24 protein-coding genes and 1 riboswitch are annotated in these 21,140 nt (G+C 58.9%); of the genes, 9 read left to right on the forward strand and 15 right to left on the reverse strand.

From position 1 onward, the window contains the following. Positions 1-93 precede the first annotated feature (93 nt). The gene (locus tag A8710_RS02655) at positions 94-1,521 is read right to left on the reverse strand and encodes an OprO/OprP family phosphate-selective porin (protein WP_068857914.1); all 1,428 of its coding nucleotides are present in this window, start codon (positions 1,519-1,521) and stop codon (positions 94-96) included. Positions 1,522-1,747: 226 nt separating this feature from the next. Here A8710_RS02655 and A8710_RS02660 point away from each other — a divergent pair, with 226 nt between their 5' ends. From A8710_RS02660 to A8710_RS02680, 5 genes are read left to right on the forward strand one after another with little or no spacing between them, the layout of a single operon-like run. After that, positions 1,748-2,758, forward strand: a complete 1,011-nt coding sequence (locus tag A8710_RS02660; protein ID WP_068857915.1) for a sulfate ABC transporter substrate-binding protein — start codon at positions 1,748-1,750, stop codon at positions 2,756-2,758. Then, the gene (cysT, locus tag A8710_RS02665) at positions 2,758-3,618 is read left to right on the forward strand and encodes a sulfate ABC transporter permease subunit CysT (RefSeq protein WP_068857916.1); all 861 of its coding nucleotides are present in this window, start codon (positions 2,758-2,760) and stop codon (positions 3,616-3,618) included. The genes A8710_RS02660 and cysT overlap by 1 nt, the downstream gene beginning before the upstream one ends. 3 nt (positions 3,619-3,621) lie before the next feature. Beyond that, positions 3,622-4,542: a sulfate ABC transporter permease subunit CysW gene (gene cysW, locus A8710_RS02670; protein WP_068857917.1), complete on the forward strand. Its 921-nt coding sequence runs from the start codon at positions 3,622-3,624 to the stop codon at positions 4,540-4,542. Then, a complete protein-coding gene (locus A8710_RS02675) occupies positions 4,539-5,600 on the forward strand; it encodes a sulfate/molybdate ABC transporter ATP-binding protein (RefSeq protein ID WP_068857918.1) in 1,062 nt (353 codons plus the stop codon). Before cysW ends, A8710_RS02675 begins: the two co-directional genes overlap by 4 nt. A 10-nt stretch (positions 5,601-5,610) precedes the next feature. Beyond that, entirely contained in the window at positions 5,611-7,125 is a 1,515-nt protein-coding gene (locus A8710_RS02680) for an OmpP1/FadL family transporter (protein ID WP_068857919.1), read from the forward strand. On the opposite strand, the gene A8710_RS02685 is transcribed toward A8710_RS02680, so the two are convergent. The 4 genes from A8710_RS02685 to A8710_RS02700 form a co-directional block, all read right to left on the reverse strand. Beyond that, positions 7,119-7,856, reverse strand: a complete 738-nt coding sequence (locus tag A8710_RS02685) for a 16S rRNA (uracil(1498)-N(3))-methyltransferase (protein WP_068857920.1) — start codon at positions 7,854-7,856, stop codon at positions 7,119-7,121. The two genes, A8710_RS02680 and A8710_RS02685, sit on opposite strands and share 7 nt — an antisense overlap. Next, a complete protein-coding gene (locus A8710_RS02690; RefSeq protein WP_068857921.1) occupies positions 7,853-8,149 on the reverse strand; it encodes a type II toxin-antitoxin system RelE/ParE family toxin in 297 nt (98 codons plus the stop codon). Before A8710_RS02690 ends, A8710_RS02685 begins: the two co-directional genes overlap by 4 nt. Beyond that, on the reverse strand, positions 8,149-8,355 hold the full coding sequence (locus A8710_RS02695; RefSeq protein WP_068857922.1) for an addiction module protein: 207 nt from the start codon (positions 8,353-8,355) through the stop codon (positions 8,149-8,151). The genes A8710_RS02690 and A8710_RS02695 overlap by 1 nt, the downstream gene beginning before the upstream one ends. Positions 8,356-8,449: 94 nt before the next feature. Next, positions 8,450-9,835, reverse strand: a complete 1,386-nt coding sequence (locus tag A8710_RS02700; RefSeq protein WP_068857923.1) for an adenosylmethionine--8-amino-7-oxononanoate transaminase — start codon at positions 9,833-9,835, stop codon at positions 8,450-8,452. A 99-nt stretch (positions 9,836-9,934) separates the two neighbouring features. Between A8710_RS02700 and A8710_RS02705 the strand changes: the two genes are divergently transcribed. Together A8710_RS02705 and chrA are read left to right on the forward strand one after the other, a co-directional pair. Then, on the forward strand, positions 9,935-10,252 hold the full coding sequence (locus tag A8710_RS02705; RefSeq protein ID WP_068857924.1) for a c-type cytochrome: 318 nt from the start codon (positions 9,935-9,937) through the stop codon (positions 10,250-10,252). 26 nt (positions 10,253-10,278) lie between these two features. Continuing rightward, complete coding sequence (gene chrA, locus A8710_RS02710; RefSeq protein WP_227512982.1) at positions 10,279-11,622, forward strand: chromate efflux transporter; 1,344 nt, start codon at positions 10,279-10,281, stop codon at positions 11,620-11,622. Positions 11,623-11,630: 8 nt separating this feature from the next. Here the strand turns inward: chrA and A8710_RS02715 are convergent, their stop codons facing one another. Next, the gene (locus A8710_RS02715; protein ID WP_068857926.1) at positions 11,631-11,894 is read right to left on the reverse strand and encodes a Txe/YoeB family addiction module toxin; all 264 of its coding nucleotides are present in this window, start codon (positions 11,892-11,894) and stop codon (positions 11,631-11,633) included. Further along, complete coding sequence (locus tag A8710_RS02720; RefSeq protein WP_068857927.1) at positions 11,891-12,133, reverse strand: type II toxin-antitoxin system Phd/YefM family antitoxin; 243 nt, start codon at positions 12,131-12,133, stop codon at positions 11,891-11,893. Before A8710_RS02720 ends, A8710_RS02715 begins: the two co-directional genes overlap by 4 nt. Before the next feature lie 123 nt (positions 12,134-12,256). On the opposite strand from A8710_RS02720, the gene A8710_RS02725 reads away from it, so the two are divergent. Next, entirely contained in the window at positions 12,257-12,649 is a 393-nt protein-coding gene (locus A8710_RS02725; RefSeq protein ID WP_068857928.1) for a PIN domain-containing protein, read from the forward strand. 25 nt (positions 12,650-12,674) lie between these two features. Here the strand turns inward: A8710_RS02725 and A8710_RS02730 are convergent, their stop codons facing one another. From A8710_RS02730 to ahcY, 8 genes are all read right to left on the reverse strand, one after another. Next, positions 12,675-13,130, reverse strand: a complete 456-nt coding sequence (locus A8710_RS02730) for a hypothetical protein (RefSeq protein WP_068857929.1) — start codon at positions 13,128-13,130, stop codon at positions 12,675-12,677. Then, a complete protein-coding gene (locus A8710_RS02735; RefSeq protein WP_068857930.1) occupies positions 13,127-13,537 on the reverse strand; it encodes a hypothetical protein in 411 nt (136 codons plus the stop codon). Before A8710_RS02735 ends, A8710_RS02730 begins: the two co-directional genes overlap by 4 nt. 76 nt (positions 13,538-13,613) lie before the next feature. After that, complete coding sequence (locus A8710_RS02740; protein ID WP_068857931.1) at positions 13,614-14,069, reverse strand: hypothetical protein; 456 nt, start codon at positions 14,067-14,069, stop codon at positions 13,614-13,616. A gap of 205 nt (positions 14,070-14,274) precedes the next feature. Beyond that, a complete protein-coding gene (locus tag A8710_RS02745; protein WP_068857932.1) occupies positions 14,275-15,507 on the reverse strand; it encodes a dicarboxylate/amino acid:cation symporter in 1,233 nt (410 codons plus the stop codon). Positions 15,508-15,528: 21 nt separating this feature from the next. Next, positions 15,529-17,283 carry a gamma-glutamyltransferase family protein gene (locus A8710_RS02750; RefSeq protein WP_068857933.1) on the reverse strand — a complete coding sequence of 585 codons (1,755 nt, stop codon included), beginning with the start codon at positions 17,281-17,283 and terminating at the stop codon, positions 15,529-15,531. Further along, entirely contained in the window at positions 17,280-17,915 is a 636-nt protein-coding gene (locus A8710_RS02755; protein WP_068857934.1) for a hypothetical protein, read from the reverse strand. Before A8710_RS02755 ends, A8710_RS02750 begins: the two co-directional genes overlap by 4 nt. Before the next feature lie 73 nt (positions 17,916-17,988). Then, positions 17,989-18,828 (reverse strand): methylenetetrahydrofolate reductase [NAD(P)H], encoded by an 840-nt coding sequence (metF, locus tag A8710_RS02760; RefSeq protein ID WP_068857935.1) that lies wholly within the window; start codon positions 18,826-18,828, stop codon positions 17,989-17,991. 1 nt (position 18,829) lies between these two features. After that, on the reverse strand, positions 18,830-20,242 hold the full coding sequence (gene ahcY, locus A8710_RS02765) for an adenosylhomocysteinase (RefSeq protein WP_068857936.1): 1,413 nt from the start codon (positions 20,240-20,242) through the stop codon (positions 18,830-18,832). A gap of 15 nt (positions 20,243-20,257) precedes the next feature. Then, positions 20,258-20,344: riboswitch (S-adenosyl-L-homocysteine riboswitch) on the reverse strand. A 146-nt stretch (positions 20,345-20,490) separates the two neighbouring features. Between ahcY and A8710_RS02770 the strand changes: the two genes are divergently transcribed. Beyond that, entirely contained in the window at positions 20,491-21,126 is a 636-nt protein-coding gene (locus A8710_RS02770) for a hypothetical protein (protein WP_068857937.1), read from the forward strand. Positions 21,127-21,140: the final 14 nt, after the last annotated feature.

Raw genomic sequence — 21,140 nt, forward strand, 5'->3', positions numbered from 1 at the left:
TCATGCAGCAAAATCTGTCCTGTCGGCCAGTCGCCAAGCTGGCTTTGCGCATTCAAATGCCCGCCATGATGGGATCTCCGGAAAGTGAGAGGCTTAGTAGCTGAGCTGAACGCGGGTGAAGAGGGCCTTTTCAGCATCGCGATCGGCAACAACAGCACCACCACCGTTTGCCCCGCCATCAAAGCGGGTATCGCTGTAGTTGGTGGACAGTTTCACGTTTTTGTTTAAGTACCAGTTCACGCCAACCACATAGTTTTTGGCTTTGCTGGCAGAGGTTTGTGGATTAGCGAAACGTAAGGCGTTGCTGCCTACAAAAGCGTCGTCATCAATTCTCAATTGACCGATGCGTGCTACTGCTTCTAGGGCGCCCCAGCCTTCACCATTTAACGTAAAGTTATTGCCGGGTGTGACGCCGTTAAACGAAGCGTCTTCGCCGGTCAGCACATAACTTGCCGTGATGGAGTACGCATCATTTTTTAACTTGGCTTGGTTGGTGCTGCGTACTACCTCCTGCTGCGACACCACGTAGTCGCCAACGACGCCAAGGGAGTCTTTGTAGAAGGAAATTTGGGGCGCAAGGCGTGTGTGCTTACCTTCCGCAACTACGCCGGTCTCATAACCAAAGATTAGTTGCTGACCAAAAGAGCGATATCGCGCCAGTGTGTTGTTAGCGTTTGCGGTATTACCTTGTGACGAGTGCTTGGTTCCGTAAGTGCCTGAAACACCAAAGCCAAGCCCTGCCAAGGGGCTGTAATCATTCTTAAATGGCGTGAGGAAGATACGGCCTTCGAGCTCTTTCCCCGAATCATCGGCAACGGAGACATCACGACCATCTGCCGTGCCGTTGAATACCCCAACAGAATAGTTGACGGTTTTATTGGCGAGTTCGCCAAATACTGCCACGCCAATATCGCGATTGGGCACCAGTTCGGTGGTTAAGCCGCGCTCAATCAAGGGAAGTGCCGAGCCTGACTGCAAGCGTTCGATGCCAACAGGTCCTTTTTGCTTGCCGATACGCACAGAGGCTTTGGGCGAGAACTTCAAGTCAACATACGCATCAACAATGCTGTTGCCTGAAGCGTCACCGAAGCCACTTCCAGCGAACTCAGGTGTAAATCGAAAGGCAACGAGTTTGCCGAGGTTGCCAGAAATGGTGGGACGGATACGGCGTAATACAAAGCCATCTTGGAGCTTACCGGTTGCGCCAGCAGCAACAGGGTCATCACTAAGGAAGGCGCGATAGTCCGCTTGAGCCACGGCACTGAATTTGATTTCGTAATCGCCCTTGGCACTCTTGATGCCGAAGCCCCTGTCGCCCGCGCTTACGACCGGAGTATCTTTTGCTTTCTTGTCGCTTTCTTCGGTCTGGATTTCGAGCTTACGCTCCAAAATCAGCAGGCGCTGTTCGAGCTCGGCAACGCGATTGGCGTCGTTGCTAAATGGTTCGGCCGCCCAGGCAGACGAGGCAGAGATGGCGGCAGCAAGTGCCAGCAGGCGTGGTGCAGCGGTATAAACAGACATCTTGAAACTCCGATCAGGTTTTGATGGAGGCAAGCATGCCGGCTCTTTTTGAGATTTAAAAAGAATAAATATGAATTTAGTTATTCATTTTGAATATATGATGGCGGCGCTTCTTATAGCACTAAAAGTTCTATAAATATGAAAAAACAGTATTTTAAGATTAAAAACATCTGACTAGGATGCCTCCATTCGCTGCACGTCCGCAGCTGACCGACTGGAGAACACCATGTCATTTCGTAAAGTAAGCCTCGCGGCCGCCTTGGCCACCACGCTGTTCAGCGGCGCTGTAGCTGCCAAAGACTACAGCCTGCTCAACGTTTCCTACGACCCAACGCGTGAGCTGTATCAGGACTACAACGCCGCCTTCGCCAAATACTGGCAGAAAAAGACTGGCGATACCGTGTCTATTCGCCAATCGCATGGTGGCTCCGGCAAGCAGGCGCGTTCGGTGATCGACGGTCTCAATGCCGACGTAGTGACATTGGCACTGGCCTACGACATCGATGTCATCGCTGAGAAGGCTAAGTTACTCGACCCGAACTGGGAGAGTCGTTACAAATTCAACAGCTCACCCTATACCTCCACGATTGTGTTTCTGGTGCGTAAGGGTAATCCCAAGCACATCAAGGACTGGGGCGATATCGTTAAGCCGGGTGTAAAGGTAGTTACTCCGAACCCCAAAACCTCTGGTGGCGCGCGCTGGAACTACCTCGCCGCTTGGGGCTATGCCCTGCAGCAGCCGAACGGCAACGAGGCCAGCGCAAAGGAGTTTGTCAGCAAGCTGTTCCGCAATGTGCCGGTGCTCGATACCGGGGCTCGCGGCGCACTCACCACCTTCACCGAGCGCGGCATTGGTGACGTGTTCTTGTCCTGGGAAAACGAGGCTTACTTGGCCACGCGTGAGCTGGGGCCGGACAAGTTCGACATCGTGGTGCCGTCGGTAAGCATCCTCGCCGAGCCGCCGGTGGCGGTGGTTGATCGTGTCGCTGCGAAAAAGGGTAATACCGTGGTGGCCAAAGCCTATCTCGACTATCTATACAGTGCCGAAGGTCAGGAAATTGCGGCCAAGAACTACTACCGTCCGCGTGACCCAGCCGTGGCGGCCAAGTACGCCAAGCAGTTCACCAACGTGAAGCTGTTCGACATCAAGACCTTTGGTGGCTGGCAGAAAGCTCAGGACAAGCACTTTGCCGATGGCGGCGTGTTTGACAGCATCTATTCCGCAGGTCTGCGTTGATGGCAAGTTCTGTACCTGATATCGCGGTGCCCCGCAAAGCCAGGCGCGTCTTGCCTGGCTTTGGCCTTACGCTGGGCTACAGCGTGGTCTACCTGAGCCTGCTGGTGCTGATCCCGCTGGCCGGTCTGTTCTTGAAAACAGCCGGCATGACGTGGGAGGAATTTAGCACCATCATTTTTTCGCCACGCGTACTCTCGGCTTACAAAATTAGCTTTGGCACGGCCTTCCTTGCGGCCGTGATCAACGCCTTCTTCGGTTTCCTCGTGGCCTGGGTGCTGGTGCGTTATTCCTTCCCCGGCCGTCGCATCGTGGATGCGCTGGTGGATCTGCCCTTTGCCTTGCCGACAGCGGTTGCTGGCATCGCGCTGACTGCGCTTTACGCGGGCAACGGCTGGTTCGGCAGCATCCTGGAGCCGCATGGCATTCAGGTCGCGTTCACGCCAGCCGGGATTGTGGTGGCGCTGACCTTCATCGGTCTGCCGTTCGTGGTGCGCACAGTTCAGCCGGTGCTGGCCGATCTGGAGACGGAGCTGGAAGAGGCTGCCGCCAGCCTCGGTGCCAGCCGCTGGCAGACTTTTGTCGCGGTGATTTGGCCAGCGGTGCTGCCGGCGCTGATCACCGGCTTTGCGCTGGCCTTTGCCCGCGCCATCGGCGAGTACGGTTCGGTGATCTTCATCGCCGGCAATATGCCGATGGTGTCGGAGATCGCGCCGCTGCTGATCGTGACCCAGTTGGAGCAATACAACTACGCCGGTGCGACCGCCATTGCGGCCGTCATGCTGGTCATTTCCTTCGTGTTGCTACTGCTCATCAACAGTTTGCAAGCCTGGGTCCGCCAACGCGGCGGACGGGGAGTTTAAGTCATGGCTCTGGTATCCATTCCCGGCAAGAAGTCGGCGGCCCTGCGTGACCCATTGTGGGTGCGCGTTGTACTGCTCAGTTTGGTTTTTACGTTTCTTGCCCTATTTCTGTTTGTGCCGCTGATTGCGGTCTTTACCGAAGCCTTGCGGCAAGGCTGGGGCGCGTATTTGGCGGCGTTCGATGATCCCGATGCCTGGTCGGCAATCCGGCTCACGCTGCTGGCTGCGGCCATCGCCGTGCCGGTCAATGTTGTCTTCGGCGTGGCGGCGGCATGGGCTATCGCCAAGTTCGAGTTTCGTGGCAAGTCCTTCCTGATCACGCTGATCGACCTGCCGTTTGCGGTGTCGCCGGTAATCGCCGGTCTGGTCTTTGTGCTCATCTTTGGCATCCACAGCAGCTTTGGTGCGTGGCTGGCGGAGAACGACATTCAGGTCTTGTTCGCGGTGCCGGGCATTGTGCTGGCGACGCTGTTCGTGACCTTCCCGTTTGTGGCGCGGGAGCTGATTCCGCTCATGCAGGCCCAGGGTTCGGATGAAGAGGAAGCGGCGATCACGCTCGGCGCCAGCGGCTTCGCGACCTTTCTGCGCGTGACCCTGCCCAACATCAAGTGGGGTCTGCTCTACGGCGTGATTCTGTGTAATGCGCGAGCCATGGGCGAGTTCGGTGCGGTATCGGTGGTGTCTGGTCATATTCGTGGCCTGACCAACACCATGCCGCTGCACATCGAGATTCTCTACAACGAGTATCAGTTCGTCGCGGCGTTTGCCGTGGCCACCCTGCTGGCGCTGCTGGCGCTGGTCACGCTGGCCGTGAAGTCCTATGTGGAATGGCGCATGAGCGCGGAGCTGGCGGCACAGTCCAGCGGTTTTCAGGAGTCTGGCCCAACGCCAGCGCCAAACAGTATTGAGGAGAAACAGGCATGAGCATTGCCATCGAGTCCGTTAGCAAGCACTTCGGTGCCTTTCAGGCGCTCAATGAAGTCAATCTGGAGATTGCCAGCGGTGAGCTGGTGGCGTTGCTGGGGCCATCCGGCTGCGGCAAGACCACCTTGCTGCGCATCATCGCTGGGTTGGAAACGGCCGACAGCGGTCGCTTGTCTTTCCACGGCGAAGACACCACGGAGACGCCGGTGCGCGAACGCCAGGTCGGCTTCGTGTTTCAGCATTACGCGCTGTTCCGCCACCTGACGGTGTTCGAAAATGTCGCTTTCGGTCTGCGTGTGCGACCGCGCAAGCAGCGCCCGAGCAATGAGTTCATCAAGGCCAAGGTCACCGAGCTGCTGCAACTGGTGCAGCTCGATTGGCTGGCGGATCGCTATCCCAGCCAGCTCTCCGGCGGCCAGCGTCAGCGTATTGCCTTGGCGCGTGCCTTGGCCGTGGAGCCGCGCGTGCTGCTGCTCGACGAGCCCTTCGGTGCCCTCGATGCGCAAGTGCGCAAGGAGCTGCGTCGTTGGCTCCGTCGTCTCCATGATGAGCTGCACATCACGTCCGTGTTCGTGACGCACGATCAGGAAGAGGCGCTGGAAGTGGCCGATCGCGTGGTCGTGCTCAATCGCGGCAACATTGAGCAGGTCGGTTCGCCGGCCGAGGTCTATCACCAGCCGGCGTCCCCGTTTGTGGTTGAATTTCTTGGCCAAGCGAATAAGCTGCCGGCGCATATCACGGCCGGTCGTGCCGATGTGCTGGGCTGGCAGTTGCCCGCGCCCGCGCGTGCCGATGGTGCTGGCGTAGCCTATGTGCGACCCAGCGACTGGAGCCTGTCGCATCATGCCGTGGACGGCAGCCAGTCCGTGATCCTGCGCGATATCCGTGCGGTCGGTCCGCGCTGGCAGCTCGATCTGGCGCATGGCGACCGTTTGCTCGAGATCGAGCTGTCTAGCCGTGACGGCTTTGGCTTAGATGGTGGCGATGCCGATCTGACACCGGGGCATGAGCTTTGGCTTCACCCACGCAAAGCGCATCTTTTTCCAGCACAAAAATGAGGTGAGGGTTGTGGGCAAGGTGACGAACATTCAGCGTCTGGCGGTATTGGCCACGCTCCTGCTGCCGGCTGCGGCGCAGGCAACCAACGGTTATTTTGCCCACGGCTACAGCGCCTCGCAGCGGGCGCTCGGCGGTGCCGGCACAGCGAATCCGTCGGATGCCCTGATCAGCACCATCAACCCGGCTGGCACCGCGTTTGTTGATGAGCGCTGGGATCTCAATCTCAGCCTGTTCGTGCCCCTGCGCGAATACACGGCTGGCACGACGCAGCCGGGCGCGCTCGGCCTTGGCATTGTCGGCATCGAACCGGGCACGGTGGAAAGCCAGCACAACCTGTTTGCCATCCCCGGTTTTGCCTTCGTGAAACCGCTCGATGACATCACCACGGTGGGCTTGGCGGTCTACGGCAATGGCGGTCTGAACACGGTCTATAAAGAGGGTGAAAGTACCGCCAGTTTCTTCAAGGCCGGCTCTTCGGGCAGCCCGCTCAGCACCTTGCTGGGTGGCGTCTTGGGGCAGGCACCGACCGTGAGTCGTTGCCGGGGTGTCTTTGGCGGCGGCGCGCCGGCGGCCGGCAATGCCGACCTGCTGGGTTTCTGCGGCAATGGCAACGGTACGGCCTCGGTAGATCTGATCCAGCTCTTTGTGGCGCCGAATATCTCGGTCAAGGTCGGGGAGAAAACCGCCTTTGGTGTGTCGCCGATCTTCGCCGCGCAGCGCTTCGAGGCCAAGGGTTTGCAGGCCTTCGGTGCCTTCTCCAACAGTCCGGATCGTGTATCGGATCAAGGCTATGACTTCTCCTACGGCGGCGGCTTCCGCCTTGGCGTGCAGACGGAGTTGCTGCCCGGTCTCGATGCCGGCGCATCCTGGCAGTCGCGCATCCGCATGTCGCGCTTCAAGAAATACGAAGGCTTGTTCGCCGAGCAGGGCGACTTTGATATTCCATCGACCTGGAACCTCGGGCTGGCGCTGAAGCCGACGCCGAACCAGCGCATCCTGCTCGATTACCAGCGCATCAACTTCAACGACATCGCCTCGGTTGGTCTGCCGCTGGACCCGAATCGCTTCGTTAATGATTGCGCTTTGCCGCGCTTGACCGGCAGCACGGCGGCGAGTTCAGCTTGCCTCGGTGCGGATGGCGGCCCCGGCTTCGGCTGGCAGGATGTTTCAGTGGTGAAAGTGGGCTATCAGTATCAGCAGGGCGACTGGAAATGGCGCGCCGGCTACAGCCAGACCGAGCAGCCGATTCCATCCAGCGAAGGGCTGTTCAACATCCTCGCGCCGGGCGTGATTGAGAAGCACTACACCGTGGGCACGGCCTGGCAGGCGAGCAAGAAGCTGGGGCTAGATTTGAGCTTCATGTATGCGCCGCCGAATCCGGTGAAAGGCAAGAACCCGCTGAGCAATGTGCAACTGCTCAGCGGGGGTCAGACCATCAATGCCGGGGTTGATGCGGGCGATCAGGACATCACGCTGGACATGCGCCAGTTCGAGCTGACGATGGGTGTGAATTACACCTACTGATGGGTCTTGTAGTCGCCGTAGAGCAGCTGCAACACACTGAGGGCTGCGACCGGCGCGGTTTCCGTGCGCAACACGCGCGGGCCAAGCTGCCAGGGCTGGAAGCCCGCCTGTTGTGCCGCTTGGATCTCTCCCTCGCTAAGGCCGCCTTCGGGGCCGATGAGCAGCGCCACGCTGGCAGGGCTTTGGGCTGAGGCTTGCGGCCCACCCGTCACCGCCGGTGCCAGCACCCACTTCTGCTCGGCCTGCACCTGCACTTGCCAGTCGGCCACGCTAATCGGGCCGTGCAACAGCGGCAGCGTATTGCGGCCGCTTTGCTCGCAGGCACCGATCATCACGCGCTGCCAGTGCGCCAGCTTTTTGTCTGCTCGCTCCTCGCCGCGCAGCTTCAGCTCGCAGCGCTCGCTGGTCAGCAGCGTAATCTCGCTGACGCCCAGCTCCACGGCTTTTTGCAGCGCGTAATCGAGGCGCTCGCCCTTGCTCATGACCTGGCCGAGATGGGTGTGCAGCGGTGACTCGTTGGCGCTGGCATTGAGTGCGAGCACGCGCACACGGGCGCCACGCTTGTGGATGTCGATGAGCTCGACACGTGCGGCGTGGCCGGCACCATCGAAGAGTTCCGCGGTGTCACCGAGACGTGCGCGGAGGACGCGAATCCAGTGATGGTGGGCGTCTTCGGGTAGATCGAATTCGGTGTCGAGGGCGTAGGGCAGGGGTGCGTAAAGGCGGGTCATTTGCGCGGCTCGGCTGTCCAGTAGTTTGGTGCGCGATGTAAGTGAGCGACCGCAATAATGTAGATATAGTCAGGCTCAACAGAGTACAGCAGCTTGTACGGAAAGCGGCTTAGTAGGAGCCGCCGAATTTCGTTGTGCTCTATAGGTGCTGCCAATGGCCAGTGGCGTAATCGAGCCAAGGCATCACGAGTATCTTTGCGAAAGCGCATGCCCAAACCGAGTAGTTGTTGCTCATAGTAGCGCTCGCCATCCTCAAACTCTGCCTTGGCTTGAGGCGAGAACTCCACGCGCACTAGAATTCACCGACAACATCACTGGCTGAAATGCCACTAACTCGTCCAGCACGATGTTCTGCCAAGCGCAGTTCAGCCTCTTTGACCCACAAGCGGTCAATAGATGGATCGGGGCGATCTAGGCTGTTCATGAGTTCGTCGATCAACGTGAAACGCTCTGCTGGAGATAGCTTCAATGCGGAATCAATGAGCAGTTTTGTATTCATGGCGATGTCCACCAAGTCGATTAGCCAAGTTATTCGATGACACGAAGTCTTTGACAAGTGTAGGCAAGAAAAAGCGTGTTGGCTTGAAAATTTCTTAAGCCATTGCCGGCCCACGCTCCGACCCCATCCCCGCCGGCGCACGCAGACCCTCATCAATGGCCTCCGCCGCCGTCGCGACCATCCAGCGAATCTGTTCCGGGGTGATGATGTAGGGCGGCATGAAGTACACCACATTGCCGATGGGCCGCAGCAGCAGGCCGCGTTTCAGCGCCGCCTGGAAGATTGCCAGGCCGCGTCGCTCGCGCCAGTCGTAGGGCGTGCGCGTGGCCTTGTCGCGCACTAGCTCGATGGCGGCGACCATGCCCGTCTGCCGGACTTCCAGCACCTGCGGATGATCGTGCAGCGGCTTCAGCGCCTCGGCCATCACCCGTGAACGCTCGCGGTTCTGAGCTATCACATCGTCACGCGCGAACAGGTCCAGCGAGGCCAGCGCAACGCGTGCCGCGAGGGCATTGCCGGTGTAACTGTGCGAGTGCAGAAAGCCCTTCAGCGTGTCGTAGCGGTCGTAGAAGATTTCGTAGATGCGCTCGTGCGTCATCACCACCGACATCGGCAGATAGCCCGCCGTCAGACCTTTGGACAGCACCAGAAAGTCGGGCGTGATGTTGGCCTGTTCGCAGGCGAAGAGCGTACCGGTGCGGCCGAAGCCGACAGCGATTTCATCGGCAATGAGGTGCACACCGTGGCGGTCGCAGGCCTCGCGCAACAGCGTCAGGTAAATGGGGTCGTACATGCGCATGCCGGCCGCGCCCTGAATCAGGGGCTCGACGATGACGGCGGCGACCTCGTGCGCATGCTCGGCGAGCAGCAGCTCCATCGCGGCCATGGCACGGCGGGCAGCGTCGATCGGAGATTCATTGGGCAGGCGGCTGGCGGGCGAGGGTGCTCGCAACGGCGGCTGCAGCATCGGCCGATACGTCTCTGAGAACAGCGGAATGTCGGTGACGCCGAGCGCGCCGATGGTCTCGCCGTGATAGCTGTTTTCCAGCGCGATGAAGCGCGTCTTGCCCGCTTGCCCGAGGTTGCGCCAGGCATGCAGGCTCATCTTCAGCGCGACCTCGATGCCGGAGCTGCCGTTGTCGGCATAAAAACATTTGCTCAGGCCGGGCGGGGCCAGCGCGACCAGGCGCTCGCTGAGCTCGACGATGGCCTCGTGGGTGAAGCCGGCGAGGATGACATGTTCCAGCGTATCGGCCTGCTGCCGGAGCGCGGCGTTGAGCTCGGGGTGGGCATGCCCGAAGAGATTGACCCACCACGAACTGATCGCGTCCATGTAGCGCTTGCCGTCGAAGTCCTCCAGCCAGATGCCCTCGCCACGGCGAATCGGCACCAGCGGCAGCTGCTCGTGATCGTGCATCTGCGTGCAGGGGTGCCAGACATGCTTGAGGTCGCGGCGGGAGATTTCTTCGTTGCTGGCCATGAGTTGTGGGTTTGCCAATGTCAGGTTCGTGATTTTAGTAGGTATGATTATCGGCGATGAGTCAATCAAGGCCTATGGCCTGATCCCGAGAGCATGACAATGAACGCGAAAATCTTTTTAGGGATGACATTGCTGGCCTGCCTGCCGGCGCATGCGGCGGTGGATGGCCCGGCGCTGTATCAGGAAAACTGCGCCAAATGCCACGGCGTTTCCGGTGCCGCCGACAGCTTCCGAGGCTATCTGTATTTTGCCCGCAACTTCACCAGCGCCGATTGGCAGCGCGCCAAAAGTGATGCCTATATTCTCGACAAGATAAATTCTGGCCCGCGCATCATGCCGTCGTTTGAAGACAGCCTCAGTGCGGAAGAAAAGCAGGCGCTGATCTTGGTCGTGCGCGGCTTCAAGGCCCAGCCATGAATACACCAGCCACGAACGCACCAGCCATGAGCGCGCCAGCGCCGGTTTCTTTTCGCGAGGCCCTCGGCTTCTGGTTCAAGCTCGGCTTCATCAGCTTCGGCGGCCCGGCCGGGCAGATCGCGCTCATGCATCAAGAGCTGGTCGAACGCCGACGCTGGCTGTCCGAGCGCCGCTTTTTGCACGCGCTGAACTACTGCATGGTGCTGCCGGGGCCGGAGGCGCAACAGCTGGCGACCTACATCGGCTGGCTCATGCACCGTACCTGGGGCGGCATCGCTGCCGGCGCACTGTTCGTGCTGCCATCGCTGTTCATCCTGATCGCGCTGTCGTGGATCTATCTCGCGTTTGGTGAGCTACCGGTCGTCGCCGGCATCTTCTACGGCATCAAGCCGGCGGTCACAGCTATCGTCTTGCAGGCCGCGCATCGCATCGGCTCGCGGGCGCTGAAGAACGGCTGGCTCTGGGCCATCGCTGCCGCCGCCTTTGTCGCCATTTTTGCGTTACAGCTACCGTTCCCGCTCATCGTGATCACGGCCGCCGCGCTCGGCTGGCTCGGCGGGCGCTATCTGCCGGATGCCTTCGCGCTCGGCGGCGGCCATGGCGGCAAGGTCAAGGCGCGCACGGCGCCGGCTCTGATCGACGACGATACTCCGACGCCCGAGCACGCCCGTTTCCGCTGGATGGGCCTGCTCAAAGTCGTCGCCGTCGGCGCGCTGCTCTGGCTGCTGCCCATGGCCGCGCTCACGCTCACGCAAGGCTGGGATGGCACGCTCACGCAGATGGCCTGGTTCTTCACCACCGCCGCGCTGATGACCTTCGGCGGTGCCTATGCCGTGCTGCCCTATGTCTATCAGGGCGCGGTCACGCACTACGGCTGGCTCACGCCCACGCAAATGATCGACGGCCTCGCGCTCGGCGAAACCACGCCCGGCCCGCTGATCATGGTGGTCGCGTTCGTGGCCTTTGTCGGCGGCTACGTGAAGGCCGTGTTCGGCCCGGATCAGCTGTTTCTGGCCGGCGCTGTCGCCGCCTGCCTGGTGACCTGGTTCACCTTTTTGCCCTCGTTCCTGTTCATTCTCGCCGGCGGCCCGCTGGTCGAATCCACGCACGATGACCTCAAGTTCACCGCACCACTAACCGCGATCACGGCCGCCGTGGTCGGCGTCATCGTCAACCTCGCGCTGTTCTTTGCCTGGCATGTGTTCTGGCCAAAAGGCGTCGCTGGCGGCGTGCTCGCCAGCGCTGATTGGGGCTCGATCGTGATTGCTGGTTTGGCGGCGCTGGCGCTGTTCCGCTATCAGCGCAGTGTCATGCAGGTGATTCTGGGGGCAGGGCTGTTGGGATTGGGGTGGTCGTTGGTGGTGGGTTGATTCAGTGTTTATTCGTAATGCGACCAGAGTCGCAGAACCTTCACCACATGCTCCGCCTCTAACACCTGGTACACGAGGCGATGCTGAATATTGATGCGCCGTGAGTAGGCCCCGGCAAGGTCGCCGACCAGCTTTTCATACGGGGGAGGGTTCTGAAACGGATTGTCTGCAACGATGCCGAGTAAGGTTTTGGCTTTTTCCTTCAAACCTGCAGCTGCCAGTTTCTCTGCATCTTTCTGAGCTTGCTTGGTATAAACAAGCTGCCAGCTCACCAGCCAAGTTCCTTGGCGCAATCTTCAACGGGTTCATCCATGCCCTGCTTGATGGATTCACGCATGCCTGGAACAGACAGGAGATACAGCGTCTCCTGAATTGCCTCCCAGTCTTCTGCCGAGATCAGCACAGAACTGTTGCGCTTGCCTGAAATAACGATCGGTTGGTGTGACTCGGCTGCCTGATCCATGAGTCGGTACAGGTTTGAGCGTGCTTCACTGGCAGTAAGGGTGTTCATGTTTTTGCTCCCGATGAGCCTTTATCGTACGCGTATTCGTACGACTTTTGAAGTATGGGCTAAGGCTCCGCTGGATCAAGCTCTGGGCATCACATTACTACCTTTGAATCTCGGGCTCGATCAGTGTGGCCATTTGCGTTAACGAGTCCTGCTATTCGAGGTGGCACATCTCGACTGGAATCAATAGATGAAGCCCAGCTGTATTTGTCTGCTGTGACACTTGGCGAGATACAAGCAAGTATTGAGCTGACGCGAGAGCAAGACCCTGACAAAGCCAATGAGATTGAGGCCTTGCTGGAGTTGGTGGCTGGAGCTAATAACATCTTGCCGATGGATACGGCGGCGTTCAGAGCGTGGGCGCGACTCATGCACAGGAAGTGGAAGTCCGATACGATCTATGAAGGCGCAATGACCGCTGCGATAGCGAAGGTACACGGGCTAATCGTTGCCACTCGAAATGTGGCGGATTTCAATGCGCTTGGATTGGAGGTTTTTAATCCATTCGCAGCTGTGTAGATCAAGCTTCACCTGCCGCGATTTTTTAGAGCTCACCGCCAAAGGCAATGAGTGTACCTCCACCGCTAAATGTGTTTTGGGAAAACGTTGTCCCACCCGCTGTTAGCGCAGCGGCATTCCCATAGATGTTAAGACCTACTGGTCGGAGGTCTAGAAAATCAATTACTGCGGAGTCTTGATCTAGCTGTTTAACGCTGATTACGGGCACGCCACCGACCGAAACCGTGAGGCTGTCATTGCTACTGACAACCCCTACTGCCGGATGCGATGCAACTGATGCGGTAACAAGCGGGATATAGCACTTACCGCCCTTATCTGTCGGAGCCTGTAGCCATATTGTCGGTCCTTCACCTTTTCCAATGAGTAACGGTAGTACCTCACCAAGAACGACAATATGCCCTCCGCCGATGAGCTTGTTGCTACAAATGGTAAGCGTCTGATAGGGCTTGTAGGTACTGGGCAATGTTGTGCGAGTAATCATTCTTTTCCTCCCACAAAGTGTGAGGACGGTGGAGCACTATCGAAATGTTTCGATATCTTCTTCATCGTCTTCATCTTGTCGTTTGGCCACCAGAACCCAATTGCGTAGAAAGCGGCAGATGCAATTGTCCCAACCACTATTGTGCTTAGCTCACCCGACGAAAGCTGGGACTTCTCATCCTCAAACATCGGCGCAATCTTGGGACCAAGACTTACCGCGTAACCGACTACACCGGAGAACACGATTGTTGCGAGCGTCGCGGTGATCGGCTGCCCACCCTTCAGCCGAAGGAAGTCTGCCTCTGTCAGCAAATACGGCGGCTGCATCGTTGTCACTGATCTCCCGTTTAGGAGATCAGTGACAACGATGGGCTGGCTTAGTTGCCTGCCTTCGTATGCCTGCTCCATGAGTCTCCTCGCAAATAGTGGGCTCTAACGCTGGAGTTAAGTCGCGCTGCGAAGTAGCGTCGGCCTGAATGAATTGTTAGTCGGCATGTTGCCTGAGCTTGTCCTGATAGTCATCAATGCGACGTTGTGCAGCTTTAATACCATTAGCGTACTTACTGTCATCGCCTGCCGACTCACCCCATTGCTTCAAGCTCTCGACACGCTGTTTCTCTTGCTCAATTAGAATCGAAAGTGCTCCAACCTTAGCAGCACTTGCTTGCGCCTTTAGGCTCTCTTCTATGAGCTTTATCGCTGCTGCTTGTTGCTCAAGTGTTGCTAGAGTAACCTTCTCAAATTCGGATGACTGCTTCTGTTGAAGAACCATTGAGTACACAGCTAAAGCCAAAGCAAGGCCGGAAAACAGTGCGGAAATTCCCCCAAAACTATCTCCAAAACTCGCAGCGCGATCCAAGTCGCCGAGTAGACTAGGCACAGCAACGGCCCACGCAATCCAAACTACAATAAATAAGACTATGAGCCTATCTAACTTCATATTAATACTCCGTGAACTTAGAGACGACTAACGCTGCTTATACCGCAGTTATGCGGCCTAATAATTTCGACTTGCTGCATAAAGCCTATGGCTAGCTTGAAAAGCTAACCATTTCAAAATCTTGAAACAGCCAACACCGCAAAGCTTATGCCTCTGAGCATGTCACATCTGCCACGCAGAAAAAATCTCGCGACACGACCGCCGGTCAGCCCGCACTCCGCTGCGCATACCGCGCCACCATCCTTGCCGCCACCGAGTCACTCCAAACATTCACCGCCGTGCGGCACATGTCCAGCGGCCGGTCCGTAATTAGCAACAACCCCAGCGCCTCCGCCGGCATGCCCAATCGTTGCAGGATCAGCGCGATGGCGACCAGGCTGGCGGCCGGAATGCCGGCCATGCCGATGGATGTGGCCAGTGACAGCGCGACCACCACGAGCTGATCCGCGAGGCTGAGGTCGAAGCCCAGCAGCTGCGCCAGAAACAGCACGGCCACGCATTCATAGAGCGCGGTGCCATCCATGTTCAGCGTCGCGCCCAGCGGCACGGTCAGGCTGGTCACGCCGGGGTCGACGCCGGCGCGTTCGTTCAGGCAGCGCAGGGTCAGCGGCAGGGTGGCGGTGGATGATGCGGTGGAGAAGGCCATCCACAGAGCCGGGCTCATGGCGCGAGCATGGTCGCGCGGTGAAACGCGAGCGAGCTGCCAGAGCACCAGCCCGAGGCTGACGCCGGCATGAATCAGCAGGCCGATAATGACCGTGGCCATGAACCACGCCAGCGGTTGCAGCGCGGCCCAGCCCATCTGGCTGGCGCTGTTGCAGACCAGTGCCGCCACGCCAATCGGTGCGGCTTTCAACAGCCACAGCACCAGCGTTAGCAGCACCTGCTGCAGGCCGTCCCAAAACTGTCGTTGCACCTCGCGCAGGGCTTCGGGCAGCGTGCGAATGGCCATGCCCACGAGCAGCGCGAAAAGTACCAAAGCGAGCAAATTGGCCTCGTTGGCCGCCTTGAACAGATTGCTGGGCACGATGGCGAGCAGCGAGTCTGCCCAGCTCGGCGATGCCAGGGCGGGCAGGCTACCTGCCGCACCCGCCGAGGCCAGCCAGCCGCCGGCCGGTGCGGTGGCGTGCAGGCCGGGGGCAATGGTATTCGCCACGAACAATCCGACCAGTACGGCGAGCAAGGTGCTGAGGCCGTAAAAGCTGATCGCCAGCGCGCCGAGTCGGCCTAAGCGTTGATTCAAGTTGCCGATGCCGGCAATCAGCGTGACCACCACCAGCGGCAGCGCCACCGCTTTCAGCGCATTCAGGAACAGGTTGCCGATAACGCGGCTGATCTCCAGCGCCAATGCCCGCGAGCCGGGGTCTACCTGCGATAGCCCCGCCGCGAGCAAAATGCCAACCAGAAGGGCGAGAAAAATCTGACGGTGCAGGGGCATGGTGATTTCTCAATGAGCAAATTAATAGCCGGCTGCGCGGCCTTCGCGACGCGGGTCGGCAGCACCTTGTAAGCCGTTGGCTTTACGCACGATGACACCGAGGCCGCTGGCCATGCCGGCTTCTTTCACCTCATGGCCGCGCTCCGTAAGCGCGTCGCGACGTGCGGCGGGAAAGCCTTCTTCCAATTCGGTGATGCCGTTGCGATTCAGCACATGCAGCGCGCTGACCAGCGCACCGGCATCGTGCTCGCCGTTAAGCCATCGCGCAATCACGCCGGTATTAAAGCCAATGATGCGGCTGCCCCCGGGCGAGCCAACGCTGAGCACGGGCTTGCCGGCGGCGTTTAGCACCAAGGTAGGTGACATGGCGCTGCGCGGGCGCTTGCCGGCTGCCACGCGATTCGCCAAGAGCAGACCATCGAGCTCTGGCACAAAGCTGAAGTCGGTGAGCTGATTATTCATGAGCAGGCCATTCACCATGAGGCGGCTGCCAAACGCATCTTCAATGGAGCTGGTCATGGCCAGCCAGTGGCCACGAGCGTCCACAATGGTGAAATGGCTGGTGCCATGCTCCAGCACTTGCGGGTCGGTGGCCAGGCTCAGGGCGGGAAAAACATACCCTGCGGAGACGGTTCCAGCGGCTCGCTCACCGATCAGCGCGGCACGGGCTTGCACATAGGCAGAGCTGAGCAGGCCATCTACGGGAACGGACACAAACGCGGGGTCGGCGCTGTAGCGCTGGCGGTCAGCAAAGCCCAGGCGCTGGGCCTCAATGAGGCGATGATCCAGCGGCAAGGCGGCATTGGCCTGCGTCATCAGTAAGATATTTTCGATCACGGTGAGGCCGCCTGCCGGCGGTGGCGAGGAGCAGATGCGACCGGCTTGTGCAGCCCAGGTTAGCGGTCGGCAAAGCGCTGGTGTGACCTTGGCTTGATAGGTTTGCCAGTCCGCAGGGCTGATGTCGCTACCGGCAGCTTGCAGTTGCTGCACAAACGAGTCGGCCCATTTTTCCTGATAGAACGCGCGAGGACCTTCCTTCGCTAACGACTTCAGCAGGGTGGCGTAGGCAGGGTTTTTTAAGCGAGTACCGGATGGCCAAGGTTGGCCTTCGGGATCTAAAAAGTACGATGCCGTGCTCGGGCTGCGCGCTAACAATTCATCTTGTGCAGACAATCGGTACAGCCGATCGGAGACCGGCGCGCCCGTTTCTGCTAGCGCGATGGCGGGTGCGAGTAGCTTAGACCACGGCAGTCGGCCCCAACGCTGGTGTGCTTCTGCCAGCGCCGCGACGGTGCCGGGAATGCCCACGGCGCGGGCATCGGCCAGGGCCTCATTGAATCGCATGGGCTGTTGATCGGCCTTTAAGAATCGACTCACCGTCGCTGCAGCGGGTGCGGTTTCACGGCCATCAATGGCCGTAACTTCGCCGCTATGTGCATGCAGTAAAAAGCTGCCGCCGCCAAAACCGGAAGACTGAGGCTCCACGAGGCCCAGCACGGCTTGCGCGGCTACGGCGGCATCTGCGGCTGATCCACCGGCTCGCAGCATAGACAAGGCTGCTGCGGTGGCCAGCGGGTGAGCCGTGACCACCATGGCTTGTCTGCCGCTGGCGACACTCAGCGGGTAGCGACCGGTTGCGGCTTCGGGCGTGGCTTGCCGCTGCGCTATCGCTGCTAAGGCGTGAGCGTGAGCGGCAGATGAAGCAGCAGATGGGGCGGCATGAACGGTGGCCACCGAAAGGGCTAAGGCTAAGCCGAGCCAAGGGAATTGAGTCATGGTGCGCTCACCACTTTGCTGATGATGTCGGTCACGGCGCCGTTTAGGGCGGCTTGGACGACCTGTGCGGCATACGCCGGATCGCTGCCGATGCGGGCGCAACTATAGGCGACCTTATCGCTAAGGCGGCTGTTGGCGTAACCACTGCTCCAGACTAATTGTCCGGCGTTATCAACCAAGTCGGCGCGCATAAACCACATGGCTTCGCAGCGCGTATTGCCCACGTCTTTGCCAAAGATGGCCACGCGCAGAACATCAAAGCGCCAGGCAACTTGGGCTGAGGCGTTTTTCTGCGCGGCCAGTGCGGGTGCATTCACCAGCAACTGACGCTGAAACTCGGCATTGACCTGTTGGTTGACGTTAAAAAGCGTGTCTAAGGCTTGCACGGCAAAAGCGGGTTGGTTGGGGTCGGAGTTTGCCAGCAAGCCATATTGCGGGGCGCGGCTGGCCAGCGAGGCATAACGTGTTTGCGCGGGGTAGCGTACGGGTTGATCGAGACGAAAGCCGCCGTGCTTTTGCAGCGTGGCGCTGTCTAGGCCGGCCACGAAGAACGGTTGGACGGGCTTGATCGGCGCAGTTTGGCAGGCGGCCAACAAACTAAAGACGCTGATGAAGAAAAGCAGGCGACACATAGGCAGGTCCGAAAAAACAAAAGGCAGGCCTGCTCAATTAGCAGACCTGCCTTTGCGGTACAAGCATCTGTGCTTATTGGGCTAGCGGAAGCCCCAAGTTTTTCCACAAGGCCTGTGTGGGTTCGGCCAGATTCATGCTGTAGAAGTGCAGACCCGGTGCGCCGCCATCGAGCAGCTGACGACACAGGCGGGTAATCACTTCTTCGCCGAATTGCTGGATGCTGACGCTGTCATCGCCAAAGCTGGCCACTTGCTTACGTATCCAGCGCGGAATCTCGGCGCCACAGGCATCCGAGAAACGCACGAGGTTGGCGAAATTGGTGATCGGCATAATGCCGGGAATCACCGGAATATCGCAGCCCGCCGCACGCACGCGCTCGACAAAGTGGAAGTAGCAATCCGCATTGAAAAAGTACTGGGTGATGGCGCTGTTGGCTCCCGCATTCGCCTTGGCCACAAAGTGTTTCACTTCGCTGGCCAAATCGGGCGATTGCGGATGCGATTCGGGGTAGGCCGCCACTTCAATCGTGAAGTGATCGCCATGCCGCTCGCGAATAAAGCGCACCAAGTCTGCCGCGAACGGCAGCTCGCCTAAACCACGACCCATGCCCGAGGGCAGGTCGCCGCGCAGTGCCACGATGCGCTTCACGCCCAGCGAGTGATAGAGATCGAGCAAATCGCCGACCTCTTCTTTGCTGTCGCCAATGCAAGACAGGTGCGGGGCCACATCGTAGCCCAGCGCCAGCACATCCTTGACCGTACCCAGCGTGCGATCACGCGTGGAGCCACCGGCACCGTAGGTCACCGAAAAAAATTCGGGGCCTAAGGTGCCAAGGCGACGCGCAACCTCACGCAGCTTCTCGGCGCCGACATCGGTCTTAGCCGGGAAAAATTCAATGCTGAAATGGCTCATATTAGTACTTGTACGTTTCTGGCTTGAACGGACCATCCACCGGCACGCCGATGTACTGAGCCTGTGCCGGGGTGAGTTTAGTCATGACGCCACCGAAGCCGGCGACCATGGCCGCAGCCACTTCTTCGTCGAGCTTCTTCGGCAACACTTCTACGCGAATCTTGCCCGGCTTCTGCTCGGCTGGCAGGTCAGCAAAACGCTCGCCATAGAGATGAATCTGCGCCAGCACCTGGTTAGCAAACGAGCCATCCATGATGCGTGATGGGTGGCCAGTGGCGTTGCCGAGGTTCACCAAGCGACCTTCCGAGAGCAGGATCAGGTAGTTGGGATCGGTTGGGCTGGCTTCTGCGCCGGGAGCCGTGCGATAGACCTTGTGAACCTGTGGCTTGATCTCTTCCCAAACCCAGTTTTTGCGCATGAAGGCGGTGTCGATTTCGGTGTCGAAGTGGCCGATGTTGCACACCACGGCGCCATTCTTCAATGCACCCAACATGGCGCTGTCACAGACCTTGTCGTTGCCGGTGGTGGTCACGATCAGGTCGGTTTCGCCGAGTAAGCGAGCATCCACGTCTTCTGCGCGACCAGTAACGATGCCGTCTTTGTAGGCAGAGACCAGCTCGAAACCGTCCATGCAGGCTTGCATGGCACAGATCGGATCGATCTCGGTGACACGAACAATCATGCCTTCCTGACGCAGCGAAGCGGCCGAACCTTTGCCCACATCGCCATAGCCGATGACCAGTGCGCGACGGCCCATGAGCAGCATGTCGGTGCCGCGCTTGATGGCATCGTTGAGCGAGTGACGGCAGCCGAATTTGTTGTCGTTCTTCGACTTGGTGACCGAGTCGTTGACGTTGATCGCCGGCACTTTCAGCTCGCCGCGCGCCGCCATCTCGATCAGGCGCATCACGCCGGTCGTGGTCTCTTCGGTGATGCCGTGGATCGTGTCCAGCATCTGTGGGTATTTCTGGTGGATGAGGCCGGTCACATCACCGCCGTCATCGAGAATCATGTTGGCGGCCCAAGGCTTGCCTTCGCTGAGCACGGTCTGCTCGATGCACCACCAGAACTCTTCTTCGGTCTGACCCTTCCAGGCGAACACCGGCACACCGGCGGCAGCAATAGCGGCGGCAGCATGATCTTGCGTGGAGAAAATATTGCACGACGACCAACGCACTTCGGCACCGAGCGCGACCAGTGTTTCGATCAGCACGGCGGTTTGGATGGTCATGTGGATGCAGCCGATGATCTTCGCGCCCTTGAGCGGTTGAGTCGGTGCGTAGCGAGCGCGTAAGCCCATCAGGGCAGGCATTTCGGCTTCAGCCAGAATGATTTCTTTGCGGCCATAATTGGCCAGGCTAATGTCACGAACTTTAAAGTCGGTGAAGGTTTGCAGGTTAACTTGAGCGTTCATCGGGAGACTCTCCGGGGTGAACGGGCGCCGTTGAAGATAATTGCGATTGAGCCTGACAATGTTTTCCGCTAGAAAAAGATTGCTGCAGCGCCCCTCAATCGCCGGACAGGCGCGCAGTATAGCGAGGCCCAGCCTAATATCCAAATATTTCGATATTCTATTTATTGTTCAGGTTTTGTGTGCGAATCCTAGGGATTGGCGTTAGCGCTGTGATAGTTTTTACGCCAGTCTACTTTTGAGGGAACATCATGCAACGTTTAGTAATTGCCAGTGTCTTAGCGGGTTTGTCCATGGTCGCGCAGGCCGATACGTTTGCGGTCATTCCCCAAGTCGGCTTAGCGGGCGTGGGCGCAACGGTGCAGTGGGGCTTCACGCCCTATTTGGCGATGTCGGCTGGTTACACCGGGCTCAATTACTCGATTAAGGATGTCAAAACGGATGAGGCCACGTACAACGGCGATTTGAGCCTGAAGAATCCCCAGCTCTTTTTGAATTGGGCACCCTTCGGTGGCAGCTTTCGACTTTCTGCAGGGGTGATTGGTCAGCAGTCCCAATTTGATTTAACAGCATCGGACTTTAAAGATCCTTCAAGCGCTCCGGTGAGCTCGGTAGACATTGAGGCGAACTATCCGCAGAGTATTGCGCCCGCATTCACACTCGGTTGGGAAAGTGACTTGAGCAAAACAGGGCTGGGTTATCACCTTAGCCTGGGTGCGATGTATGCCGGTGAGCCTGAAGTAAGCTCTAAAGCAACGTGTAAGAATCCTGGAAATCAAGCGGCGTGTGACACGTATACGGCCAGTGAACGTAAGAAAGTCGAAGATGAGTTGCGCAGCTATCAGATTCTTCCCATCCTGCAAGCCGGTTTAATCTTCCGCATGTAACGCGTTAAGGCGGG

It is taken from the genome of Perlucidibaca aquatica, assembly GCF_001676655.1.
GTDB classification, from domain to species: Bacteria; Pseudomonadota; Gammaproteobacteria; order Pseudomonadales; family Moraxellaceae; genus Perlucidibaca; species Perlucidibaca aquatica.